At 72.8% G+C, this 23312-nt stretch carries 21 protein-coding genes; 14 read left to right on the top strand and 7 right to left on the bottom strand.

The window, feature by feature from the left end; genetic code table 11:
- Positions 1–12: 12 nt before the first annotated feature.
- Positions 13–195 (bottom strand): ribbon-helix-helix protein, CopG family, encoded by a 183-nt coding sequence (locus ACF08B_RS05875; RefSeq protein ID WP_093480751.1) that lies wholly within the window; start codon positions 193–195, stop codon positions 13–15.
- A 154-nt stretch (positions 196–349) separates the two neighbouring features.
- Here ACF08B_RS05875 and ACF08B_RS05870 point away from each other — a divergent pair, with 154 nt between their 5' ends.
- Both ACF08B_RS05870 and ACF08B_RS05865 read left to right on the top strand, forming a co-directional pair.
- Positions 350–787 carry a MarR family winged helix-turn-helix transcriptional regulator gene (locus ACF08B_RS05870; RefSeq protein WP_392316272.1) on the top strand — a complete coding sequence of 146 codons (438 nt, stop codon included), beginning with the start codon at positions 350–352 and terminating at the stop codon, positions 785–787.
- 101 nt (positions 788–888) lie between these two features.
- A complete protein-coding gene (locus tag ACF08B_RS05865; protein ID WP_392316271.1) occupies positions 889–2160 on the top strand; it encodes an MFS transporter in 1272 nt (423 codons plus the stop codon).
- A 28-nt stretch (positions 2161–2188) separates the two neighbouring features.
- Here the strand turns inward: ACF08B_RS05865 and ACF08B_RS05860 are convergent, their stop codons facing one another.
- A complete protein-coding gene (locus ACF08B_RS05860; protein WP_392316270.1) occupies positions 2189–2704 on the bottom strand; it encodes a GNAT family N-acetyltransferase in 516 nt (171 codons plus the stop codon).
- Positions 2705–2743: 39 nt separating this feature from the next.
- On the opposite strand from ACF08B_RS05860, the gene thpR reads away from it, so the two are divergent.
- Both thpR and ACF08B_RS05850 read left to right on the top strand, forming a co-directional pair.
- On the top strand, positions 2744–3316 hold the full coding sequence (gene thpR / locus ACF08B_RS05855; RefSeq protein ID WP_392316269.1) for an RNA 2',3'-cyclic phosphodiesterase: 573 nt from the start codon (positions 2744–2746) through the stop codon (positions 3314–3316).
- Between the two features lie 173 nt (positions 3317–3489).
- On the top strand, positions 3490–4476 hold the full coding sequence (locus tag ACF08B_RS05850) for an aldo/keto reductase (RefSeq protein ID WP_392316268.1): 987 nt from the start codon (positions 3490–3492) through the stop codon (positions 4474–4476).
- Positions 4477–4550: 74 nt separating this feature from the next.
- Here the strand turns inward: ACF08B_RS05850 and ACF08B_RS05845 are convergent, their stop codons facing one another.
- Positions 4551–5264 carry an SGNH/GDSL hydrolase family protein gene (locus ACF08B_RS05845; RefSeq protein ID WP_392316267.1) on the bottom strand — a complete coding sequence of 238 codons (714 nt, stop codon included), beginning with the start codon at positions 5262–5264 and terminating at the stop codon, positions 4551–4553.
- 89 nt (positions 5265–5353) lie between these two features.
- Between ACF08B_RS05845 and ACF08B_RS05840 the strand changes: the two genes are divergently transcribed.
- Positions 5354–6331 (top strand): WD40 repeat domain-containing protein, encoded by a 978-nt coding sequence (locus tag ACF08B_RS05840; protein WP_392316266.1) that lies wholly within the window; start codon positions 5354–5356, stop codon positions 6329–6331.
- A 56-nt stretch (positions 6332–6387) separates the two neighbouring features.
- Here ACF08B_RS05840 and serC read toward each other — a convergent pair whose 3' ends face one another.
- A complete protein-coding gene (serC, locus tag ACF08B_RS05835) occupies positions 6388–7506 on the bottom strand; it encodes a phosphoserine transaminase (RefSeq protein ID WP_093475782.1) in 1119 nt (372 codons plus the stop codon).
- A 156-nt stretch (positions 7507–7662) separates the two neighbouring features.
- On the opposite strand from serC, the gene ACF08B_RS05830 reads away from it, so the two are divergent.
- From ACF08B_RS05830 to ACF08B_RS05815, 4 genes are all read left to right on the top strand, one after another.
- Positions 7663–10569, top strand: a complete 2907-nt coding sequence (locus ACF08B_RS05830; RefSeq protein WP_392316265.1) for an FAD-binding and (Fe-S)-binding domain-containing protein — start codon at positions 7663–7665, stop codon at positions 10567–10569.
- Entirely contained in the window at positions 10566–11333 is a 768-nt protein-coding gene (locus tag ACF08B_RS05825; RefSeq protein WP_392316264.1) for a metallophosphoesterase family protein, read from the top strand. Before ACF08B_RS05830 ends, ACF08B_RS05825 begins: the two co-directional genes overlap by 4 nt.
- Before the next feature lie 54 nt (positions 11334–11387).
- Complete coding sequence (locus tag ACF08B_RS05820) at positions 11388–12509, top strand: lipid II:glycine glycyltransferase FemX (protein ID WP_392316263.1); 1122 nt, start codon at positions 11388–11390, stop codon at positions 12507–12509.
- 152 nt (positions 12510–12661) lie between these two features.
- A complete protein-coding gene (locus tag ACF08B_RS05815) occupies positions 12662–13603 on the top strand; it encodes a DMT family transporter (protein ID WP_392316262.1) in 942 nt (313 codons plus the stop codon).
- A 21-nt stretch (positions 13604–13624) separates the two neighbouring features.
- On the opposite strand, the gene ACF08B_RS05810 is transcribed toward ACF08B_RS05815, so the two are convergent.
- The 3 genes from ACF08B_RS05810 to ACF08B_RS05800 form a co-directional block, all read right to left on the bottom strand.
- Positions 13625–14368, bottom strand: a complete 744-nt coding sequence (locus ACF08B_RS05810; protein ID WP_392316261.1) for a class I SAM-dependent methyltransferase — start codon at positions 14366–14368, stop codon at positions 13625–13627.
- 64 nt (positions 14369–14432) lie between these two features.
- On the bottom strand, positions 14433–14624 hold the full coding sequence (locus ACF08B_RS05805) for a DUF397 domain-containing protein (RefSeq protein WP_392316260.1): 192 nt from the start codon (positions 14622–14624) through the stop codon (positions 14433–14435).
- Positions 14584–15429, bottom strand: coding sequence for a Scr1 family TA system antitoxin-like transcriptional regulator (locus ACF08B_RS05800; protein WP_392316259.1), 846 nt, complete (start codon positions 15427–15429; stop codon positions 14584–14586). The genes ACF08B_RS05805 and ACF08B_RS05800 overlap by 41 nt, the downstream gene beginning before the upstream one ends.
- 132 nt (positions 15430–15561) lie before the next feature.
- Here ACF08B_RS05800 and ACF08B_RS05795 point away from each other — a divergent pair, with 132 nt between their 5' ends.
- From ACF08B_RS05795 to ACF08B_RS05775, 5 genes are all read left to right on the top strand, one after another.
- Positions 15562–17271, top strand: coding sequence for an NAD-dependent malic enzyme (locus tag ACF08B_RS05795; protein ID WP_392316258.1), 1710 nt, complete (start codon positions 15562–15564; stop codon positions 17269–17271).
- A 114-nt stretch (positions 17272–17385) separates the two neighbouring features.
- Positions 17386–18180 (top strand): TIGR03084 family metal-binding protein, encoded by a 795-nt coding sequence (locus ACF08B_RS05790; protein WP_392316257.1) that lies wholly within the window; start codon positions 17386–17388, stop codon positions 18178–18180.
- Positions 18177–19853 (top strand): acyclic terpene utilization AtuA family protein, encoded by a 1677-nt coding sequence (locus ACF08B_RS05785; protein ID WP_392316256.1) that lies wholly within the window; start codon positions 18177–18179, stop codon positions 19851–19853. Before ACF08B_RS05790 ends, ACF08B_RS05785 begins: the two co-directional genes overlap by 4 nt.
- Positions 19850–21448: an acyl-CoA carboxylase subunit beta gene (locus ACF08B_RS05780; RefSeq protein ID WP_392316255.1), complete on the top strand. Its 1599-nt coding sequence runs from the start codon at positions 19850–19852 to the stop codon at positions 21446–21448. The genes ACF08B_RS05785 and ACF08B_RS05780 overlap by 4 nt, the downstream gene beginning before the upstream one ends.
- Before the next feature lie 8 nt (positions 21449–21456).
- Entirely contained in the window at positions 21457–23310 is a 1854-nt protein-coding gene (locus tag ACF08B_RS05775) for an acetyl/propionyl/methylcrotonyl-CoA carboxylase subunit alpha (protein ID WP_392316254.1), read from the top strand.
- The last annotated feature ends 2 nt before the right edge of the window (positions 23311–23312 follow it).

Here is a 23312-nt window from a genome sequence, read left to right as displayed (position 1 = left end):
GGTCCTACGGCGTCACGTGACGCCGTAGAACTTCTCCGTCTCCTCGACGGCGGACTGGAAGCGTTCGTCGAAGTCGTCCCGGATGAGCGTGCGGACCACATAGTCCTGCACGCTCATCCCCCTTTTTGCCGCGTGGTGCCGGAGCCTTTCGAGCAGCTCCCCGTCCATCCGCAGGCTGAGCACACTGGTCCCCATGGCTACGAGGGTCGCCACATCCGGCCACCCCATGCGTCACTTTCCGATATCGACTCACCCGTACGGGTGATCCGAGGGTTCAGTGGCCAGAGTCACGGGCACCGCGTGCGTGTCGAGTGGTCTTTAGCGAGAGTAATGAGTTACGCTAAAGAACATGCCGGACCTTACCCATGGCGACGACGCTGCCGCCGTGAACGCCCTCCGCTCCGCCGTGATGCGGCTGTCCCGTCGGCTCAAGCACCAGCGGGTCGACGAGTCGCTGAGCCCCACCGAGATGTCGGTGCTCGGCACCCTCGCGCGCTGCGGCAGTGCCACCCCGGGCGAGCTCGCCCGCAAGGAGCACGTCCAGCCGCCCTCGATGACCCGCATCGTCGCGCTGCTCGAAGCCAAGGGCCTGGTCCGGCTGGAGCCGCATCCGGAGGACCGGCGCCAGAAGGTCGTCACCCAGACCGAGCAGGCCGAGACCATGCTCGAGGAGAGCCGCCGCAAGCGCAACGCGTTCCTGGCGGGCCTCGTCGAGGGCCTCGACGAGGACGAGTGGGCCAAACTGCGCGCCGCCGCCCCCGTGCTGGAGAAGCTCGCACACCTTTAAGCACGCCATTCGAGGAGGCGACCCTTTTGAGTTCGGGATCCGGAGCACCTTCCGCCCCCGCACCGAGCACCCCTACCACCCCCGTTCCCCGCAAGTCCTCGATGTTCAGCTCGCTGAAGATCCGGAACTACCGCCTCTTCTTCCTGGGCCAGGTCGTCTCGAACACCGGCACCTGGATGCAGCGCATCGCACAGGACTGGCTCGTCCTCAGCCTCACCGGCTCCTCGGCGGCCGTGGGCATCACCACGGCCCTGCAGTTCCTGCCGATGCTGCTCTTCGGCCTCTACGGCGGCGTCCTCGTGGACCGCCTGCCCAAGCGGCCGACGCTCCTGGTCACCCAGGCGTCGATGGCCCTCACCGGCCTCGCCCTGGCCTTCCTGACCCTCTCCGGGCACGTCCAGGTGTGGCACGTGTACGTCGCCGCCTTCGCCGTCGGCCTCGCCACCGTGCTCGACAACCCGGCCCGGCAGTCGTTCGTCTCCGAGATGGTCGGCCCCGAGCAGCTGCAGAACGCGGTCAGCCTGAACTCCGCGAACTTCCAGTCGGCCCGCCTGGTCGGCCCCGCCGTCGCCGGTCTGATGATCACCGGCGTGGGCACCGGCTGGGCGTTCCTCGCCAACGGCCTGTCCTTCGCCGCGCCCATCGCGGGCCTGCTGCTGATGCGCGCCCGCGACCTGCACGTGGTCGAACGCGCGCCCCGCGGCAAGGGCCAGCTACGGGAGGGCCTGGACTACGTCGCCAGGCGGCCGGAGCTGATCTGGCCGATCGTCCTGGTCGGCTTCATCGGCACCTTCGGCTTCAACTTCCCGGTGTGGCTGTCGGCCTACGCGGACGACGTGTTCCGCTCCGGCGCCGGCTCCTACAGCCTCTTCAACACCCTGATGGCCGTCGGCTCCCTGATCGGCGCCCTGCTCGCCGCCCGGCGCGGCACGGCCCGGCTGCGGGTCCTGATCGCCGCCGCGGTGGCCTTCGGCACCCTGGAGACGGTGGCCGCCGTGGCGCCGTCGTACTGGCTGTTCGCGCTGCTCATGGTGCCCATCGGGATCTTCGGGCTCACGGTGAACGTCACCGCGAACACCGCCGTGCAGATGGCCACCGACCCGGCCATGCGCGGCCGGGTCATGGCCCTGTTCATGATGGTGTTCATGGGCGGGACGCCGCTGGGCGCACCCGTGGTCGGCTGGATCACCGACACCTACGGCGCCCGGGCCGGCTTCGCCCTCGGCGGTGTCGTCTCCGCCGTCGCCGCGGCCGGCATCGGCCTGGTCCTCACCCGCATCGGGGGCCTGCGCCTCGCGGTGGGCTGGCACCGGGGCCATCCGCGGGTCCGCTTCGTCCCGCGCGAGCGGGAACAGCTGGCGACGGCGGCCTGAACCCGCCGCGCCCGCGCCGGAGGGTCCGCTACAGGACCCTCCGGGCCAGCACCTGGCCGGGCCAGGCGTTCGCCCCGTGGGTGAAGGGCTCGGTCCGGATGAATCCGTTCCCCTCGTAGTAGGCGACCAGCTTGCCGTCGTCGCCCGCGTAGCAGTCCACCCGCAGCAGGGAGATCCCCGCCCGCCGGGTCACCTGGGCCGCGTGGGCGAGCAGCGCGGCACCGGCGCCCCGCCCCTTGAACCGGCGGTCGGAGGCGAGCAGGTGGATGTAGCGCTCGGGCTCGTCGGCGGGCTCCAGATAGGGGCCCGGGCCCTCGCTGAGGGTCAGCGTGGCCGCCGGGACGCCGTCTATCTCGGCGAAGTACGGCGTGCCCGTGGTGGCGTACCGGCGCACCAGGTCCACCGCCCGGGGGTCGTCCGACCAGGGCTCGGTCCCCCACTGCCCGGTCCGGCCCTGTGAGACCAGCCACTCCACCGAGCTGTCCAGCATGCCGAGGATCAGGGGAGCGTCGTCGGGGCCGCCTTCGCGGATGATGATCGTCATCGGCCCATCATGCCCACGTCGGTCTGGGAAGGTGAAGGCATGAGACTCTTCGCGGCGGTGCTCCCGCCGGAGCACGCCGTCCAGGAACTCGCCGCCGAGGTCGCCGAGTTGCGGCGGCTTCCCGGCGCGGAGCGGCTGCGCTGGACCCACCGCCCGGGCTGGCACTTCACCCTCGCCTTCTACGGCGAGGTCGCCGACGATCTCGTACCGGAGCTGTCGGAGCGCCTCGCGAGCGCGGCCCGCCGTACGGCGCCGTTCGAGCTGGCCCTGTCCGGCGGCGGTCAGTTCGGTCACGGCAGGGCCCTGTGGACGGGGGCCGCGGGGGACGTGGAGGCGCTGCGGCTGCTGGCCGACCGGGCGGAGGCGGCGGCCCGGAAGGCGGGCGTGCCGATGGGCGAGCACCGGCGGTACAAGGCCCACCTGACGGTGGCGCGCAGCCGGGACTCCCTCGACGTCCGGCCGTACACCGAGCTGCTGCACGGCTTCGCCGGCCGGCCCTGGACGGTGGGCGAGCTGGTGCTGGTGCGCAGCAGTCTGCCGCGGTCCGGGGTGCCGGGGGAGCAGCCGCGGTACGAGGCGGTTGCCCGCCGGCCACTCGGCGGCGTTGGTTAGGCTCGGGGGCGTGGACCCGAAGACGCGGAACCGGATCATGGCCGGTGTGCTTGTGCTGATGTTCGCTGTGGTCGCCGTCGCGGCGGCCGTCAGGTAGTTCCCCGCGCGTGCCGTGCGAAGGGAGAGAGCCGCTCCTTGCCTGGAGCGGACTCGAAGCAGTTGGCTGGTGACCCATGAAGTACACGCAGCTCGGACGTACCGGACTCAAGGTCAGCCGACTCGTTCTCGGCACGATGAACTTCGGTCCGCAGACAGACGAATCAACCAGCCACGGCATCATGGACGCCGCTCTCGACGCAGGTCTGAACTTCGTGGACACGGCCAACGTCTACGGGTGGGGCGAGAACAAGGGCCGCACCGAGGAGATCATCGGTGCCTGGTTCGCCCAGGGCGGGCGGCGCGACAGGACGGTCCTCGCCACCAAGGTGTACGGGAACATGTCGGGCGACGGGGACGTCTGGCCCAACCACGACAAGCTCTCCGCGGTGAACATCCGCCGGGCCGTCGACGCCTCCCTCAAGCGGCTGCAGACGGACTACATCGACCTCTACCAGTTCCATCACATCGACCGGTCGACCCCGTTCGAGGAGATCTGGCAGGCGATCGACGTCCTGATCCAGCAGGGCAAGATCCTCTACGCGGGTTCGTCCAACTTCCCCGGCTACAAGATCGCCCAGGCCAACGAGACCGCCGCCCGGCAGGGCCGTATGGGCCTGGTCAGCGAGCAGTGCCTCTACAACCTCGCCGAGCGCCGCGCCGAGATGGAGGTCATCCCCGCCGCGGAGGACTACGGGCTCGGTGTCATCCCCTGGTCACCGCTGCACGGAGGACTGCTCGGCGGCGTCCTCAAGAAGGAGGCCGCCCAGGGGCGCCGGGCGAGCGGCCGCGCCGCCGACGCGCTCAAGGACAGCAGGACCCGCGAGCAGATCCAGGCGTACGAGGACCTCCTCGACAAGCACGGCCTGGAGCCCGGTGAGGCGGCGCTGGCCTGGCTGCTGACCCGTCCCGGCGTCACCGGCCCGATCGTGGGCCCGCGCACGCGGGAGCAGCTGGACTCGGCGCTGCGCGCCCTGGAGCTGGAGCTGAGCGAGGACCTGCTGTCGTCCCTGGATGAGATCTTCCCCGGTCCGGGTCCGTCTCCCGAAGCCTTCGCATGGTGAGGTAGCGGGTCCGGGTGAGGGGCCGTCGCCTTCCGCTCGCGTCGAAGCGAGTGGGAGCCGACGGCTCCGCCGATTCACCCGGGGGCCGCGCTGCCGGGCCGGGGTCGGTCCGGGACGGGTGCGTAGCGTCCGCCGATGTCCCACGCCTCCCGCATCGCCGTGGCGAACGCCTCCGCGATGCGGTGCTCGCCGTTCGCGTTCGGGTGCGTGCCGTCGTAGGTGTCGGTGTGGATGTCCCACGACTCGGGCGTCGAGGCCAGCAGGACCGGTGCGCGGGGCTCGTCCACGTCGGCCACCGTCTTGGCGAGCAGCACGTTGAAGGCGTCCACCTCGGCGGCGAAGGACGCGTCCGCGTCGGCCCGGACGTTCGGGATCACGGGGAGCAGCACCATGCGGATGCGCGGGCGGACCGCGCGGGCCTCGGCGACGAACGCCCGCACGTTCTCGGCCGTCTGCTCGGCGTTCGTGTAGAAGCCCAGGTCGATCAGGCCCAGGGAGACCAGCAGGACGTCGGGCCGGTGCGCACGGACCGCGTCGCCGATCAGCGGGGCCATGTGCAGCCAGCCCTCGCCCCAGCCCGCCAGGTGGGCGCGCGGGAAGCCGGGATCGGCGTAGGCGAGGGACGTCGGCGCGTCGGCGCCCTTGTCGTACAGCTCCTCGCGCGGGCCGACGAGGGTGAACGGGCCGCCGTACGTCGTGCACAGGTGCCGCCACAGCCGGTGACGCCACGTGTGTTCGCCCGCGCTCCCGATCGTCATCGAGTCGCCTACGGGCATGATCCTGAGCATCCGCTCATGATGGACGGTCCCGGCCGCCCGTGGGGTGTGAGGCCCACCACGCCCCGCGAACCACCCGCGGTGATGGCAGGCTTGGGGGCATGCGTCGATCGTCCGCCCTCCTCGCCGGGGTGCTGCTCACCGGTGTCTGTGCGCTGCCCGCCTCCGCCTCCGCCGCCGGCGGTGACGGCGACCAGGGGTTCACCGTCAAGGACCCCAGGATCACCGAGTCCAGCGGGCTGGCCGCCTCCCGGCTGCACCCCGGGATCTACTGGACGCACAACGACAGCGACGACGGGCCCTACCTGTACGCCGTGGACAGCCGGACCGGGAAGACCGTCGCCCGGCTGACCCTGCGCGGCATCGGCGCCCCGCGCGACGTCGAGGCCATCTCCATCGGACCGCACGACGAGATCTACGTCGGCGACATCGGCGACAACCTCGGCGGCAAGTGGCCGTACGTGTGGATCTACCGGCTGCCCGAGCCCAAGGTGCTGAAGGACGAGACGGTCACCGCCACGCAGTACGTCGTGAAGTACGAGAACGGGCCGCGCGACGCCGAGTCGCTGCTCGTCCACCCGAAGACCGGGCGGGTGTACATCATCGACAAGAAGGAGGACGGCGGGCACCTGTACGAGGGCCCGGCCACCCTCTCCACCTCCGGCGCGAACGTCTTCCGGCCGGTCGCCCCGGTCGACCTGTGGGCCACCGACGCCGCGTTCTCCCCGGACGGCGGACAGCTCGCCGTGCGCGGCTACTTCGGCGGGATCCTCTACGGCTTCGACGGCGGCCGGATCAAGCGCGAGGGCCGCCTGGAGGTGCCGTGGCAGGGGCAGGGCGAGTCCCTCACCTACTCCGCCGACGGAACGAAGCTGATGTACGGCAGCGAGGGGGCGGAAAGCTCCGTCCAGGCCAAGGACGCCCCCGCGCGCGCGGACGGCAAGGCGCCCTCGGCGAACGGCAGTTCCGGATCCGGGGAGGACGAGGCCGGCAGTACGGGCCTCCAGGTCGGTGCCGTCGTCGCGGCCGTCGGCGTGGTGGCCCTCCTCGGCCTGCGCCGACTGCGCCGCCGCGACTGACAAGGGGCGCCCGGTTGTCCGCCGGGCGCCCCTTCTCGTCGTACGTCAGGTGACGGTTACAGCTTCTCGATCACGTGGTCGACGCACTTCGTCAGGGCCTCGACGTCCGCCGGGTCGATCGCCGGGAACATCGCGACGCGCAGCTGGTTGCGGCCCAGCTTGCGGTACGGCTCGGTGTCCACGACGCCGTTGGCGCGCAGCACCTTGGCGACGGCGGCCGCGTCGATCTCGTCGGAGAAGTCGATGGTGCCGATGACCTGCGAGCGCTTGGCCGGGTCCGCCACGAACGGGGTCGCGTACTTGGACTCCTCCGCCCAGGAGTACAGGCGGGTCGAGGAGTCCTTGGTGCGGGCCGTGGACCAGGCGAGACCGCCCTGGCCGTTGAGCCACTCCAACTGCTCGTTCAGCAGGAAGAGGGTGGCGAGGGCCGGGGTGTTGTAGGTCTGGTTCTTGCGGGAGTTGTCGATCGCCGTGGGCAGCGAGAAGAACTCCGGCACGTGCCGGCCGGACGCGTGCACCCGCTCGGCGCGCTCGATCGCGGCCGGGGAGAAGACGCCGATCCACAGGCCGCCGTCGGAGGCGAAGGACTTCTGCGGGGCGAAGTAGTAGACGTCGGTCTCGGCGATGTCGACCGGGAGGCCGCCCGCGCCGGAGGTGGCGTCCACCAGCACGAGCGCGCCCTCGTCGGCGCCGGCCACGCGCTTGATCGGCATGGCCACACCGGTGGAGGTCTCGTTGTGCGTGAAGGCGTACACGTCGACGCCCGCCTCCGCGCGCGCCTCCGGGTGGGTGCCCGGGTCGGCGGAGACGACGGTCGGCTCGGCCAGCCAGGGGGCGAGCTTGGCGGCCTTGGCGAACTTCGAGGAGAACTCGCCGAAGGTGAGGTGCTGGGACTTGGACTCGATCAAACCGTGGGTGGCGATGTCCCAGAAGGCGGTGGAGCCGCCGTTGCCGAGGACCACCTCGTAGCCCTCGGGCAGGGAGAACAGCTCGGAGATGCCCTCGCGGACCTTGCCGACCAGGTTCTTCACGGGCGCCTGGCGGTGGGAGGTGCCGAGGAGGGAGGTACCGGTGGCGGCGAGGGCGTCCAGCGCCTCGGTGCGCACCTTGGAGGGACCCGCGCCGAAGCGTCCGTCGGCGGGCTTGATGTCAGAGGGGATCTGGATGTCGGCCACGGAAGGAGGTTAACCGCTGGTGGATCGCCGGGTGGAGACGTGTCCGTTCGATGAGACGAGATCACCGGGACGTGGACTTGTGATGTCGTACGACAATTACGGCGGGGCTGTGGACAACTCGCGGTGACCGTGCGTGTCCGGATGCATGCTGGACGCATGACAGATCTCGCGGCCGCGCTGCGCAAGGCCGTCCGGGGTGAGGTCGGCTTCGACGTCACCGACCGGGCGCTCGTCACCATGGACGCGTCCAACTACCGGCGCGTTCCGCTGGGTGTGGTCGCGCCGAGAGACGCCGACGACGTGGCCGCCGCGCTGGAGGTGTGCCGGGCGCGCGGAGTGCCGGTGGTGGCGCGCGGCGGTGGCACGTCGATCGCCGGGCAGGCGACGGGCACGGGTGTGGTGCTGGACTTCACCCGGCACATGACCGGCCTGCTGGAGCTGGACCCGGGCAGCCGCACGGCCGTCGTGCAGCCCGGACTGGTCCTGGACCGGCTCCAGGAGGCCGCCGCCCCGCACGGGCTGCGGTTCGGCCCGGACCCCTCCACGCACAGCCGGTGCACGCTCGGCGGGATGATCGGCAACAACTCGTGCGGCTCCCACTCGGTCGCCTGGGGCACCACCGCGGACAGTGTCCGCGAGCTGTCCGTCGTCACCGCGCGCGGCCGTCGGCTGCGGCTCGGCCGGGACTGGGCCGGGGCACCGGACGGCCTGCGCGAGCTGGTGGAAGGTGACCTGGCCCGTCTGCGCACGGGTTTCCCGGACCTGCCCCGCCGCATCTCCGGGTACGCGCTGGACGCGCTGCTGCCCGAGAAGGGCGCCGACGTCGCCCGTTCCTTCTGCGGCTCCGAGGGCACCCTCGGCATCCTCACCGAGGCCGTCGTGGACCTGGTGGAGGCCCCTCGCGCCCGCGCCCTGGCGGTGCTGGGGTACGGCGACGAGAGCGCCGCCGCCGAGGCCGCGGCGGGACTGCTGCCCCATGGGCCGCTGACCGTCGAGGGGATGGCGGCCGACCTGGTGCGCGAACCGGCAGGGCTGCCCCGGGGCGGTGCCTGGCTGTTCGTCGAGACCGGCGGGGAGTCGACGGCCGGGGCACGCGCGCGTGCCGAGGAGATCGTGCGGGCGGCCGGCACCGCGGACGCGCTGGTCGTCACCGACCCGTCCGCCCAGCGGGTGCTGTGGCGCATCCGCGAGGACGCCAGCGGCACGGCCACCCGGATGCCGGACGGCAGCGAGGCGTGGCCCGGCTGGGAGGACTGCGCGGTGCCGCCCGCGCGGCTCGGCGCCTATCTGCGCGACTTCCGCGCGCTGCTGGCGGACCACGGCCTGCGCGGCACGCCGTACGGCCACTTCGGTGACGGCTGCATCCACGTCCGCATCGACTTCGACCTGCTCACCGAGGCGGGCGTCGGCCGTTTCCGCGGCTTCTCCGAGGACCTGGCCGACCTGGTGGTGGCCCACGGCGGCTCACTGTCCGGGGAGCACGGCGACGGGCAGGCCCGCGCGGAGCTGCTGCCGCGGATGTACGGCGCGGAGACGGTCCGCCTCTTCGAGCGGGCCAAGGCCCTGTGGGACCCGGACGACCTGCTCAACCCCGGCATGCTGGTCCGCCCCGCGCCCCTCGACTCCAACCTCCGTTTCTCCGTCCTCCCGAGCCGCCCGGTCGACGTGGAGTTCGGGTACCCGGCCGACGGCGGCGACTTCGGCGCGGCCGTCCGCCGCTGCGTGGGCGTCGCCAAGTGCCGTACGGCCACGGCGGGCGGCGCCGCGGTGATGTGCCCCTCCTTCCGGGCGACCGGCGAGGAGGAGCACTCCACCCGCGGCCGGGCCCGGTTGCTGCACGAGATGCTCGCGGGTGAACTGGTCACCGACGGCTGGCGGTCCACGGAGGTGCGGGACGCCCTGGACCTGTGCCTGTCCTGCAAGGGCTGCCGCTCGGACTGCCCCGTGGGCGTCGACATGGCCACCTACAAGGCCGAGTTCCTCCACCATCACTACGCGGGCCGCCGCCGCCCCGCCGCCCACCGCAGCATGGGCAGGCTGCCGGAGTGGCTGCGCCTGGCCGCCGCCACACGGACGGCCCCGCTGCTCAACGCGCTCGCCGCAGGCGGTCCGTCGGCGCGGCTCGCCAAACGCCTGGGCGGCATCGCTGACGAGCGGCGGCTCCCCCGCCTGGCGACGCGGACGTTCACCGCCTGGTGGCGCCGGAGGAAACCCGTCCCCGACCACTTCGGTGCACTGGTCGTGCTCTGGCCGGACACGTTCACCGAGCATCTGTCGCCGTCCGTCGGCCGGGCCGCCGTCAGGGTGCTGGAGGCCGCCGGGCTGCGGGTGGCGCTGCCACCGACGCTGGTCCCGCGCCGGGGTGCCGTCGGGGACGGCAGGACCAGGGCGGCGACCGCGCTGCTCGCCGCCCGCCGGGGCCGGGTCTGCTGCGGCCTCACCTATGTCTCCACCGGCCAACTCGACCGCGCCCGCACGGTCATGCGCCGTACGCTGGACCTGATGGAACCGGTGCTGCGGGCCGGTGTTCCCGTCGTCGTCCTGGAACCGAGCTGCGCGGCGGCCCTGCGCACCGACCTGCCCGAGCTGCTGCACGACGACCCGCGCGCCGCCCGGCTGGCCGCGTCCGTCGTCACCTTCGCGGAGGTGCTGCTCCGGCACGCCCCCGGCTGGACACCGCCCGCCGTCGACCGCCCGGTCGCCGGTCAGACCCACTGCCACCAGCACGCGGTCCTCGGCGACGACCCCGACCGCAGGCTGCGCGAGTCCGCGGGCCTCACCGGCGAGCTGAGCGGAGGCTGCTGCGGCCTCGCGGGCAACTTCGGCTTCGAGAAGGGCCACTTCGAGGTGTCCCGGGCCTGCGCGGAGGAGCAGCTCCTGCCGGCGGTGCGCGCGGCCCCGGCGGACACGGTGATCCTCGCGGACGGCTTCTCCTGCCGGACCCAGCTGGAGCAGCTGGCGGGCGTGCGCGGCCGGCACCTGGCGGAGGTGCTGGCGGAGGCGCTGGACGAGGGGCCGGCCGACGTGCCGGACCGGCGGACGCGAGGCGGAGGAGCCGGATGAGGGAGGAGTACGGCAGGCTGGCCGTCCTGTCCGACGTCCACGGTGTGCTGCCCGCCCTGGAAGCCGTGCTGGCGGAGCCCGAGGTGGCCGCCGCCGACCGGATCGTCCTCACCGGGGACATCACGGCGGGCCCGCAGCCGGGCGCCGTGCTGGACCTGCTGCGGGCGCAGGGCGAGCGGGTGCTGTGGGTCGGCGGGAACGCGGACCGGGAGCTGGTGGAGTACCGGCGGGGCGAGCGGACGGAGATCCCCGACCCCATCGGCCCCTTCGCGGCACGGGAACTCACCGAGGAGCAGGTGGACTTCCTCGCGGCCCTGCCCCGCACGCTCACCCTGCGCGTCCGCGGTCTGGGCACCGTCCTGTTCTGTCACGCCACTCCCCGCGACGACGAGGAGGTCGTGCTCGTCGACTCCCGCCCCGCACGCTGGGCCGAGGTCCTCACCGGCCTGGACGCGGACATCGGCACGGTGGTCTGCGGCCACACCCACATGCCCTACGTCCGCCTCGCCCACGGCCGGCTGGTGGTCAACCCCGGCAGCGTCGGCATGCCGTACGGCCGGCCGGGTGCCCACTGGTGCCTCCTCGGGCCCGGCACCGACCTGCGCGTCACGCCGTACGACGTACCGGCGGCCGTGGCCCGGCTGGTCCGGGAGTGCGCCTACCCGGACATCGCCGAGTGGGCCGGCTACTTCCTGCACGCGCGCGCGACCGACACGGAGGTGCTGGCGGCCTGGGGGCCGAGGGACGGCAGGGCCGATTCGTAGGGTGGGACGACCGCGATCTTCCCGGTGATCCCTGAATTCCAAGGAGCCCCGCGCATGAGTCCCACCGTCCGGCCGATCAGCCGTGCCGAGCATCTCGCCTTCGTGGACGCGCGTCCCTCGGCCAGTCACATGCAGGTGCCGTCGTGGGGCGACGTGAAGGCCGACTGGCAGGCGGAGAGCCTGGGCTGGTTCGAGCCGGACGGCAGGCTCTCCGGGGTGGGGCTGGTGCTGCTGCGCCCCCTGCCCAAGGTGAGGCGCTACCTGGCCTATCTGCCCGAGGGGCCGGTCATCGACTGGGCGGCGCCCGATCTGGAGCGCCGGCTGGAGCCGATGGTGGCGTACCTCAAGAGCAGGGGCGCCTTCTCGGTGAAGATGGGGCCGCCGGTGGTGGCGCGGCGCTGGAGCCCGGAAGCGGTCAAGGCCGCGATCGCGGAGCCGGCCGCGCACCGGCTGGCGGACGTGCCGCCCACGTCGTACGAACAGGGCGCCGTCGACCTGGCCGCCCGGCTGCGCAGGATGGGCTGGCGGCAGAGCGAGGCGGGCGGGGAGGAGGGCTTCGCCGCCGGGCAGCCCCGGTACGTGTGCCAGGTGCCGTTCGCCGGGCGGTCGCTCGAGGACGTCCAGCGGGGGCTCAACCAGCAGTGGCGGCGCAACGTCCGCAAGGCCGAGAAGGCGGGCGTGAAGGTCGTCCGCGGGGGCCTCGACGACCTGCCGGTCTTCTACGACCTCTACACCGAGACCGCCGAACGGGACCGGTTCATCCCCCGCCCGCTGCCGTACTTCCAGCGGATGTGGACCGCGCTCACCGCCGAACATCCCGACCGGATGCGGCTGTACCTCGCCCACCACGAGGGTGAGGTCCTCGCCGCGGCCACGATGCTGGTCGTGGGCGGGCACGTCTGGTACTCCTACGGCGCCTCCACCAGCCGCAGGCGCGAGGTGCAGCCCAACAACGCGATGCAGTGGCGCATGATGTGCGACGCCCATGAGCTGGGTGCGCACGTCTACGACTTCCGGGGCATCACCGACACCCTGGAGGAGTCGAACCACCTGCTCGGTCTGCTCCGCTTCAAGGTGGGCGCGGGCGGCGAGGCGGTGGAGTACGTGGGGGAGTGGGACCTCCCGCTGAACCGCCTGCTGCACAAGGCGCTCGACGTCTACATGACCCGGCGCTGAGAACGGTCCGGTTCGGCATCCGAGAGGCGGTCATCTCACTATCCAGGACAGTTACATAAGCGCTTCACACTCCTGACAGGGGTCTACTACCCTGGACTCGGCAGTACATCAAGGTGAACAAGATCCGCTTCCGAGTCAGCCAGGACCGCCACGTGAGCACCCGCAGCGCCACCGCGCCCCCGACGCACCACGCACCCGCATCCCCGGGCGGTGGCGCCCCGGGCCGCCTCGGCTCCCTCGGCCCGGTCGGACTCGTGCTCGCGGGCGGTATCTCGGTGCAGTTCGGCGGCGCCCTCGCGGTGACGCTGATGCCCCGCGCCGGCGCCCTCGGGGTCGTGACCCTGCGGCTGCTCGTCGCGGCCGTGGTCCTGCTCGTCGTGTGCCGGCCCCGGCTGCGCGGGCACTCCCGCACCGACTGGGGCACGGTGATCGTGTTCGGCATCGCCATGGGCGCGATGAACGGCCTCTTCTACTCGGCGGTCGCCCGTATCCCGCTCGGCCCGGCGGTCACCCTGGAAGTCCTCGGCCCGCTGGCCCTGTCCGTGCTGGCCTCCCGCCGGGCGGTGAACGCGGTCTGGGCCGGCCTCGCGCTCGCGGGCGTCTTCCTGCTGGGCGGCGGAGGCTTCGGCGGGCTCGATCCCGTCGGTGTCGCCCTCGCCCTCGGGGCCGGCGCCATGTGGGCGGCGTACATCGTCTTCAGTGCGCGCACGGGCCGCCGCTTCCCGCAGGCGGACGGCCTCGCCCTCGCCATGGCGGTCGCGGCCCTGCTCTTCCTGCCCCTCGGCATCGCCGAGTCGGGCGGCCGCCTGCTGAACCCGACCACCGTCGCCCTCGGCTCGGCGGTCGCCCTGCTCTCCTCCGTGCTGCCCTACACCCTCGAACTCCTCGCCCTGCGCCGCCTGCCCGCCTCCACGTTCGCGATCCTCATGAGCCTGGAGCCGGCCCTCGCGGCGACGGCGGGCTTCCTGATCCTCGACCAGGCCCTGTCCGCCATGGAGGCCGCGGCGATCGCCCTGGTCATCGCGGCGAGCATCGGCGCGGTGCGGACCCAGGTGGGCCGGGGGAAGCCGCTGCCGAAGGTTCCGGAGGCGTGACGCGTCCCGCCGCCGGAGCTTTCAGGCGGCGGGCTTCTCCCACACCGACACGTGCTGCCGGCTGTCTCCGGTGAAGGGCTCCCGGGTCCAGCCGTCCCACCGCTCGCGCAGCCGCAGCCCCGCGATCCGGGCCATCAGGTCCAGTTCGGCGGGCCACACGTAGCGGAACGGGATCTCCAGATACCGGCCGCGCCCGTCCACGACCTCCACGTGGTGCGAGCTCATCGACTGTGTCGCCACGTCGTACCGGTCGAAGCCGAGCCGGCCCTGCTCCACCCGGAACGGCACCGCTTCCTGCCCGGGCGGCAGCCGGCGCAGATCCGGCACCCCGACCTCGACGACGAAGCAGCCGCCGGGCACCAGATGCTCCGCCGCGTTGCGGAAGCAGTCCACCTGGGCGTCCTGGGAGGTCAGGTTCATGATCGTGTTGTAGACGAGGTAGGCGACGGAGAAGCGGCCGTCCGCCTTCGCGGTCGCGAAATCCCCGACCGTCACACCGATCGCGTCACCGCCCGGCTTGTCCCGCAGCCGCCGCACCATCGCCCGGGACAGCTCGATCCCGTGCACCTCGAGACCGCGCCGCGCCAACGGCAGCGCGATCCGCCCGGTCCCGACCCCGAACTCCAGCGCCCGCCCACCGTCTCCGGCGAGCCTCGCGAGAAACCCGGCGACCGGCTCCACGACGTCGTCCGCGAACATCTCCGCGGACGACTCGTCGTACCCCGCCGCGACCACTTCCCCGAAGTAACCGTCGTCTTCTGTCACCGGGGGACGGTACTGCTCGTCGCGTCCGCGGGGCCGCCGATTATTTCCGGCCGGGGGCGGCGGCTCAGCCCTTCACCGACTCCACGAACGCCGACCACGCCGTGGGCGGGAACAGGAGGGTGGGGGCGGGGGCCTTGGAGTCGCGGACGGCGGTGTGGGCGGGGAGGGCGGCCACTTCGACGCACTGGCCGCCGGTGTCACCGCTGTAGGAGGACTTACGCCAGGTCGCGCCCGTCAGGTGTCGGTTCGTTTCCATAACGCTCCTTCATCACGCGCGTGATCAGCGCCGCCGAGTCCTCAGCGGAGAGCGCCGCAGCCTGAAGTTGATCGTAACGGACCGAACCTTCCTTGACGGCTTGCGGATTGGCCGTCATGTGGCCTTGTACGAAGTCCTCGCTGTAGACGATGTCGGGGTCCTTCTCGAAGCGCAGGAGAGCGAACGACCCCATCAGGCCGGCATGGGCGCCGACCGAGAACGGCAGCACCTGAACGGTCACCCAGGCGCGGTGCTGCATGGTCAGCAGGTGTGCGAGTTGTTCCCGCATGACGTGCCGGTCGCCGATCTCCTGATGCAGTACGGCCTCGCCGAGCACCGCCCAGGTCGCCGGGGGCTCGTCACGGCCCAGGATCCGCTGCCGCTCCAGTCGGGCGGCCACCCGCGAGTCGAGGTCCGCACGATCCCGTAGACCCAGCACAGTGCGTGCGTACGCCTCGGTCTGCAGAAGACCGTCCACCAACTGCGCCTGAAACGTGGAGATGTACACCGCCCGAGCCTCCAGCTCCGCGTACGGCTGGAACCAACTCGGCAGCTGGCTGCGCAACACCAGCCCGACCAGCCGCGAGAACAACCCCCCCGTCCCCAGCGCAGCGTCCAACCGCTCGGAGAAGTCCCGTTGCGGCACCCTCGCCGCCGTTTCGATCTGGCCGATCAGCGACCCCGTGCAGAAGACGACCGCGCCGAGCTGCGCCAGCGTCAGCCCCGCCGACTCTCTCGCCCGCCGCAGCTCGTAGCCGTAGTAGTCCAGCGGCGACGCGCTCGGGTCCAGTTCACGGCTGCGCACACCACCACCTCCCCTCACCGAGAGTAGCGAGCGGCATGCGCCGTGGAGTCGACAACGCGTGAACGTCACCCTGCGGATCCTCCTGCCCTCCGTCACCCTGGAAAGGAGAATCGGAACCGGAGAGGTGATCCAGTGACCGGGAACAGCGGCTCCCCCCGACCCCTCAGGATCACCGCCCGCGGCCGGGCCGTGCTCGCCGATCCCCGGATCAACCGCGGTACGGCGTTCACCGTGGAGCAGCGCCGGGCGCTGGACCTGGTCGGGCTGATCCCGCCGCGCGTGCTCACCCAGGACGAGCAGGCCGAGCGCGCCTACGAGCAGTTCCGGGACCAGGCCGGCGACCTCGCGAAGAGCGTGTACCTGACCGCCCTGCACGACCGCAACGAGGTGATGTTCTACCGGCTCGTCGGCGACCACCTGGAAGAGATGCTGCCCATCGTCTACACCCCGACGGTCGGCACGGCGATCCGCCGCTACAGCACCGAGTACCGCCGCCCCCGCGGCGTCTACCTCTCCGTGGACGCCCCCGAGGACGTCGAACGCTCCCTGCGCGCGAGCGGCCTCGGTGCCGACGACGTCGACCTGATCGTGGCCACGGACGGCGAGGGCATCCTCGGCATCGGCGACTGGGGTGTCGGCGGCATCGACATCGCGGTCGGCAAGCTGGCCGTCTACACGGCCGCCGCCGGCATCGACCCGCGCCGCACCCTGCCCGTCATGCTCGACGTCGGCACCAACCGCCGGGAACTCCTCGACAACCCCCTCTACCTGGGCAACCGGCACCCGCGCGCCGACCGCGACACCTACGACGCCTTCATCGACGCCTACGTCACCACCGCGGCCAGGCTCTTCCCGAACGCCCTGCTGCACTGGGAGGACTTCGGCCCCGCCAACGCCCGCCGCGTCCTCGACCGCTACCGCGACCAGGTCTGCACCTTCAACGACGACATTCAGGGCACCGGCGCGGTCAACCTGGCCGCCGTCCTCTCCGGTGTCCGCGCCACCGGTGTGCCGCTGCCCGAGCACCGGATCGTGGTCTTCGGCGCGGGTACCGCCGGTATCGGGGTCGCCGACCAGTTGCGGGACGCCCTCGTCGGGGAGGGTCTGTCCGTCGAGCAGGCCACCGACCGCTTCTGGTGCGTCGACCGCTACGGCCTGCTCACCGTCGACCAGGGTGAGGCGCTGCGCGACTTCCAGCTGCCGTACGCCCGCCCGGTGAACGGGACCGACGGCTGGCGGCGCGACGAGAACCTGCCCGGGATCCCGCTCGGCGAGGTCGTCCGCCAGGTCCGCCCGACCGTCCTGATCGGCACCTCCGGTCAGGGCGGCGCCTTCACCGAGGACATCGTCCGCGAGATGGCCGCCCACACCGGACGGCCGATCATCCTGGCCATGTCCAACCCCACCGAACTGGCCGAGGCCACCCCCGCCGACCTGCTCGACTGGACCGACGGCAAGGCCCTGGTCGCCACGGGCAGCCCCTTCGCCCCGGTCGAGCGGGCCGGGACGACGTACGAGATCGGGCAGGCCAACAACGCCCTGGTCTTCCCCGGGTTGGGACTCGGGGTGATCGCCGTGCGGGCGTCCCGGATCACCGACCGGATGCTGCGCGCGGCGGCGGACGCGGTGGCCCGCCGGACCGGTGACGCGGACGTCGCCCGGCTGGACGCGCCGGTCCTCCCGCCGATCCGGGAACTGCGCGGCACCTCCGAGGCGGTCGCCGTGGCCGTGGCCCGGACGGCCGTCGAGGAGGGTGTCGCCCGGACCGTCCCGGACGACGTCGAGGCGGCCGTGCGCGCGGCGCGGTGGGAGCCGGTGTACCCGCCGGTGGAGGCCGTCTGACCGACGGCGACCGGCCAGGTCCCGGCCGCCCTGTCTTCCGTGGACCGGGCAGCCCGCCGTAAATTCATGCAAGCACGCTTGATTGTTTCTGGGCCCGCTGCCATGCTCCCTCCCATGGCCGACCCGACGCCCGTCATCGACGACCTGCGTGCCGAGAGCGACGAACTCGACCTGCTCGTAGCTGAGTTGAGCACCGAGCAGTGGACGCTTCCGACTCCCGCGCCCGGCTGGACCGTCGCCCACCAGATCGCGCACCTCGCCTGGACCGACCACTCGGCGCTGCTGGCCGTCACCGACGCCGACGCCTTCCGCACGCTGGTCGAGAAGGCCCTCACCCGCCCCGGCTCGTTCGTCGACGAGGGCGCGGAGGACGGCGCCCGGCTCCCGGTCGCGGAGCTGCTGTCGTCGTGGCGCGTGGGCCGCACCGCCCTGGACGCGGCCCTGCGCGAGGCACCACCCGGCGGCCGATTCCCCTGGTACGGGCCACCCATGTCCGCCGCGTCCATGGCCACCGCCCGGCTGATGGAGACCTGGGCGCACGCGCTGGACGTCGCCGACGCCCTGGGCGTGGTGCGCCCGCCCACCGGGCGGCTCCGGCACGTGGCGCGGCTCGGGGTGCGGACCCGCGACTTCGCCTTCGGGGTGCACGGACTCACCCCGCCCGCCGGGGAGTTCCGGGTGGAACTGACCGCGCCCGACGGCGGAACGTGGGCGTACGGCCCCGAGGACGCCCCGCAGCGCGTCACCGGACCCGCCCTCGACTTCTGCCTCCTGGTCACCCAGCGCGCCCACCGCGGCGACCTCGCGCTGACCGCCGAGGGCCCCGACGCCGACCGCTGGCTGGACATCGCCCAGGCCTTCGCGGGCCCGCCCGGCACCGGCCGCCCGCCCAGGGAGGGCGCCGAGTGAACCCGCTGCGCATCGGCAACTTCTCCGGCTTCTACGGCGACCGCTCCGACGCCCTGCGCGAGATGCTCACCGGCGGTGAACTCGACGTCCTCACCGGCGACTACCTCGCCGAGCTGACCATGCTGATCCTCGCCCGCGACCGGCTGAAGGACCCGTCCGCCGGGTACGCCCGCACCTTCCTGCGCCAACTGGAGGACTGCCTCGGCCTCGCCCACGAGCGCGGGGTGCGGATCGTCACCAACGCGGGCGGCCTCAACCCGGCCGGACTCGCCGACGCCGTCCGGCAGCTGGCGGGCCGGCTCGGCATCCCGGCGAAGGTCGCGCACGTCGAGGGCGACGACCTCACCGCCGCGCACCCCGGCACCCTCGCCGCCCACGCCTACCTCGGCGGGTTCGGCATCGCCGAGTGCCTGCGGGCCGGTGCGGACGTGGTGGTCACCGGCCGGGTCACCGACGCGGCCCTGGTCACCGGACCCGCCGCCGCCCACTTCGGCTGGCGGCCGGGGGACCACGACCGCCTCGCCGGCGCGGTCGTCGCCGGGCACGTCCTGGAGTGCGGGACGCAGGCCACCGGCGGCAACTACGCGTTCTTCCGGGAGGGTGACGCACGCCGTCCCGGCTTCCCGCTCGCCGAGATACACGCCGACGGCAGCAGCGTCGTCACCAAGCACCCCGGCACCGGCGGCTTCGTCGACGTCGGCACGGTCACCGCCCAGCTGCTGTACGAGACCGGGGGCGGCCGGTACGCGGGACCCGACGTCACCGCCCGGCTGGACACCGTACGGCTGAGCCAGGACGGACCGGACCGGGTGCGGATCGAGGGAGTGCGCGGAGAGGCGCCACCGCCGACGCTCAAGGTGGGGCGCAACCGGCTGGGCGGCTTCCGCAACGAGGTCGTCTTCGTCCTCACCGGGCTCGACATCGAGGCCAAGGCGGACCTGGTCCGCGAGCAGCTGTCCGACGCGCTCGCCAAGTCACCGCCCGCCGAGACCCGTTGGGAGCTGGTCCGCACCGACCGGGCCGACGCCGGCACCGAGGAGACCGCCAGCGCCCTGCTGCGGCTCGTCGTACGGGACCCGGACCAGAGGGCCGTCGGGCGGGCGCTGAGCGGGGCCGCCGTCGAACTGGCGCTGGCCAGCTACCCGGGCTTCCACGTGCTGGCCCCACCCGGAAAGGGCGCCCCCTACGGGGTCTTCGAGGACGTGTACGTCCCCCAGGACACCGTCGACCACGAGGCGGTCCTGCACGACGGACGCCGGGTCCCCGTCCGGCCGCCCCGCGAGACACGCGCCCTGGACGACGTACCGCCACCGCCGCCGCCCGGGCCCCCGCCACCCGGACCGACCCGGCGCGCCCCCCTCGGCCTGGTCGCCGGAGCCCGCAGCGGCGACAAGGGCGGGAACGCCAACGTCGGTGTGTGGGCACGGTCGGACGCGGCCTGGCGATGGCTCGCCCACGAACTCACCACCGACCGCTTCCGGCAGCTGATCCCCGAGAGCGACGGCCTCCGCGTCACCCGGCACCCGCTCCCCAACCTGCGCGCCCTCAACTTCGTCGTCGAAGGCATCCTCGGCGCGGGCGTCGCCGCCCAGCACCGCTTCGACCCGCAGGCCAAGGCCCTCGGCGAATGGCTGCGCTCCCGCCACCTGGACATCCCGGAGACCCTCCTGTGACGGTTCTCAGCACCTCCCTGGACCCCGCGAGCGCCGACCACCGGGCGGCCCGCGCGACCATGCTCGCCAAGCTCGCCGACCTGGACACCGAGCACGCCAAGGCGCTCGCCGGCGGCGGCGACAAGTACGTCGCCCGGCACCGGGCGCGCGGCAAGCTGCTCGCCCGCGAACGCATCGAGCTGCTCCTCGACCCCGACACCCCCTTCCTGGAGCTGTCCCCGCTCGCCGCCTGGGGCAGCGACTACACCGTCGGCGCCTCCCTGGTCACCGGCATCGGCGTGGTCGAGGGCGTGGAGTGCCTGATCACCGCCAACGACCCGACCGTGCGCGGCGGCGCCAGCAACCCCTGGAGCCTGAAGAAGGCCCTGCGCGCCAACGACATCGCCCTCGCCAACCGGCTGCCCTGCATCAGCCTCGTGGAGTCCGGCGGCGCCGACCTGCCCTCGCAGAAGGAGATCTTCATCCCCGGCGGGGCCATCTTCCGCGACCTCACCCGGCTCTCCGCCGCCGGCATCCCGACCGTCGCCGTCGTCTTCGGCAACTCCACCGCCGGGGGCGCCTACGTCCCCGGCATGTCCGACCACGTGATCATGGTCAAGGAACGCGCCAAGGTGTTCCTCGGCGGGCCGCCGCTGGTGAAGATGGCCACCGGCGAGGAGAGCGACGACGAGTCCCTCGGCGGCGCCGAGATGCACGCGCGTGTCTCCGGCCTCGCCGACTACTTCGCCGTGGACGAGCCCGACGCCCTGCGGCAGGCCCGCCGCGTCGTCGCCCGCCTCAACCACCGCAAGGCGCACCCGGACCCCGGCCCGGCCGCACCGCCGCAGTACGACCCGGAGGAACTCCTCGGCATCGTCCCCGGCGACCTGAAGACCCCCTTCGACCCGCGCGAGGTCATCGCCCGGATCGTCGACGCCTCCGACTTCGACGAGTTCAAGCCGCTGTACGGCACGAGCCTCGCCACCGGCTGGGCGAGCCTGCACGGCTACCCCGTCGGCATCCTCGCCAACGCCCAGGGCGTCCTGTTCAGCGAGGAGTCCCAGAAGGCCGCCCAGTTCATCCAGCTCGCCAACCAGCGCGACATCCCGCTGCTCTTCCTGCACAACACCACCGGCTACATGGTCGGCAAGGAGTACGAGCAGGGCGGCATCATCAAACACGGCGCGATGATGATCAACGCGGTCAGCAACAGCCGGGTCCCCCACCTGTCCGTGCTCATGGGCGCCTCCTACGGCGCCGGGCACTACGGCATGTGCGGCCGCGCCTACGACCCCCGCTTCCTGTTCGCCTGGCCCAGCGCCAAGTCCGCCGTCATGGGCCCGCAGCAGCTCGCGGGCGTCCTCTCGATCGTCGCCCGGCAGTCGGCGGCGGCCAAGGGACAGCCCTACGACGACGACGCGGACGCCGCCCTGCGCGCGATGGTGGAGCAGCAGATCGAGTCCGAGTCGCTGCCCATGTTCCTGTCCGGGCGGCTCTACGACGACGGCGTCATCGACCCGCGCGACACCCGCACCGTCCTCGGCCTGTGCCTGTCCGCCCTCCACACCGCCCCCTACGAGGGCGCGCGCGGCGGCTTCGGCGTCTTCCGGATGTGAGGAACCCAGTGATCACTTCTGTCCTCGTCGCCAACCGCGGCGAGATCGCCTGCCGCATCTTCCGCACCTGCGCGGAACTCGGCATCCGCACCGTCGCCGTGCACTCCGACGCCGACGCCGACGCGCTGCACACCCGCACGGCCGACACGGCGGTACGGCTGCCCGGCGCCGCCCCCGCGGACACCTACCTGCGCGGCGACCTCGTCGTGAAGGCCGCCCTGGCCGCCGGCGCGGACGCCGTCCACCCCGGCTACGGCTTCCTCTCCGAGAACCCCGACTTCGCCCGCGCCGTCATCGACGCCGGCCTGACCTGGATCGGCCCGCCCCCGGGGGCCATCGAGGCCATGGCGTCCAAGACCCGTGCCAAGGAACTCATGGGCCTCGCCCCCCTCGCGGCGGCCGACGTCACCGAGGACGACCTGCCGCTCCTGGTGAAGGCCGCCGCGGGCGGCGGAGGCCGCGGCATGCGCGTCGTGCGCCGCCTCCACGAACTGCCCGACGCACTGGACGGCGCACGCGCCGAGGCCGCGAGCGCCTTCGGCGACGGCGAGGTCTTCGTGGAGCCGTACATCGAGCACGGCCGCCACGTCGAGGTGCAGATCCTCGCCGACACCCACGGCACCGTCCGGCCCCTCGGCACCCGCGACTGCTCCCTCCAGCGCCGCCACCAGAAGGTCGTCGAGGAGGCCCCGGCACCCGGACTGCCGGACGCGCTCACCGAGGAGCTGTACACCCTCGCCGTGCGCGCCGCACGCGCCGTCTCCTACGTCGGCGCCGGCACGGTCGAGTTCCTGGTCGCCGACGGCCGCGCGCATTTCCTGGAGATGAACACCCGCCTCCAGGTCGAACACCCCGTCACCGAGGCGGTGTTCGGCATCGACCTGGTCGCGGAACAGATCCGCGTCGCCGAGGGCCACCCGCTGTCCGCCGACCCGCCCACCGCGCACGGCCACGCCGTCGAGGCCCGCCTGTACGCCGAGGACCCCGCCCGCGACTGGGCCCCCCAGACCGGCACCCTCCACCACCTCGCCGTACCGGCGGGCGTCCGCCTGGACACCGGCTACACCGGCGGCGACGAGATCGGCGTCCACTACGACCCGATGCTCGCCAAGATCGTCGCCCATGCCCCCACCCGCGCGGAGGCGATCCGCAAGCTGGCCGGCGCACTCGAACGCACCGCCCTGCACGGCCCGGTCACCAACCGCGACCTGCTCCTGCGCTCCCTGCGGCACGACGAGTTCACCGCCGCCCGCATGGACACCGGCTTCTACGACCGCCACCTAGGCGACCTCACCGGGCCCGCCCCCGACCCCCTCGCCCCGCTGGCCGCCGCCCTCGCCGACGCCCACGGCCGCTCCCGTTTCGGCGGCTGGCGCAACGTCCCCGCACAGCCCCAGACCAAACGGTACGAGCTGGCGGGCGAGGAGATCGAGGTCAGCTACCGGCACACCCGGGACGGACTCGCCGCCGACGGCGTCCGCGTCGTCCACAGCGACGCGCACACCGCCGTACTCGAAGCCGACGGCGTCCGGCACCGGTTCGAGATCGCCCGGTACGGCGACCAGGTGTACGTCAACGCCACCCGCCTCACCGCCCTGCCCCGCTTCCCCGACCCCACCGCCCAGCTCGCCCCCGGCTCCCTGCTCGCACCGATGCCGGGCACGGTCGTCCGCATCGCCGAAGACCTGCGGGAAGGCACGACCGTGCAGGCCGGCCAGCCCCTGATCTGGCTGGAGGCGATGAAGATGCAGCACCGGATCACCGCACCCGTCACCGGCACGCTCAGCGCCCTGCACGCCAAGGCCGGCCAGCAGGTCGAGCCGGGCATGCTGCTCGCCGTCGTACAGGAAACCTCGTCCTAGGA

This window comes from Streptomyces sp. NPDC015139 (assembly GCF_043079785.1).
In the GTDB taxonomy this organism is placed as follows: Bacteria; Actinomycetota; Actinomycetes; order Streptomycetales; family Streptomycetaceae; genus Streptomyces; species Streptomyces albidocamelliae.
This window is presented reverse-complemented; position numbering and strand designations above follow the sequence as displayed.

Coding starts and splice junctions, on each gene's coding strand:
- ACF08B_RS05875 (WP_093480751.1), bottom strand. CDS start 195: ATGGGGACCAGTGTGCTCAGCCTGCGGATGGACGGGGAGCTGCTCGAA.
- ACF08B_RS05870 (WP_392316272.1), top strand. CDS start 350: ATGCCGGACCTTACCCATGGCGACGACGCTGCCGCCGTGAACGCCCTC.
- ACF08B_RS05865 (WP_392316271.1), top strand. CDS start 889: ATGTTCAGCTCGCTGAAGATCCGGAACTACCGCCTCTTCTTCCTGGGC.
- ACF08B_RS05860 (WP_392316270.1), bottom strand. CDS start 2,704: ATGACGATCATCATCCGCGAAGGCGGCCCCGACGACGCTCCCCTGATC.
- thpR (WP_392316269.1), top strand. CDS start 2,744: ATGAGACTCTTCGCGGCGGTGCTCCCGCCGGAGCACGCCGTCCAGGAA.
- ACF08B_RS05850 (WP_392316268.1), top strand. CDS start 3,490: ATGAAGTACACGCAGCTCGGACGTACCGGACTCAAGGTCAGCCGACTC.
- ACF08B_RS05845 (WP_392316267.1), bottom strand. CDS start 5,264: ATGCTCAGGATCATGCCCGTAGGCGACTCGATGACGATCGGGAGCGCG.
- ACF08B_RS05840 (WP_392316266.1), top strand. CDS start 5,354: ATGCGTCGATCGTCCGCCCTCCTCGCCGGGGTGCTGCTCACCGGTGTC.
- ACF08B_RS05830 (WP_392316265.1), top strand. CDS start 7,663: ATGACAGATCTCGCGGCCGCGCTGCGCAAGGCCGTCCGGGGTGAGGTC.
- ACF08B_RS05825 (WP_392316264.1), top strand. CDS start 10,566: ATGAGGGAGGAGTACGGCAGGCTGGCCGTCCTGTCCGACGTCCACGGT.
- ACF08B_RS05820 (WP_392316263.1), top strand. CDS start 11,388: ATGAGTCCCACCGTCCGGCCGATCAGCCGTGCCGAGCATCTCGCCTTC.
- ACF08B_RS05805 (WP_392316260.1), bottom strand. CDS start 14,624: ATGGAAACGAACCGACACCTGACGGGCGCGACCTGGCGTAAGTCCTCC.
- ACF08B_RS05790 (WP_392316257.1), top strand. CDS start 17,386: ATGGCCGACCCGACGCCCGTCATCGACGACCTGCGTGCCGAGAGCGAC.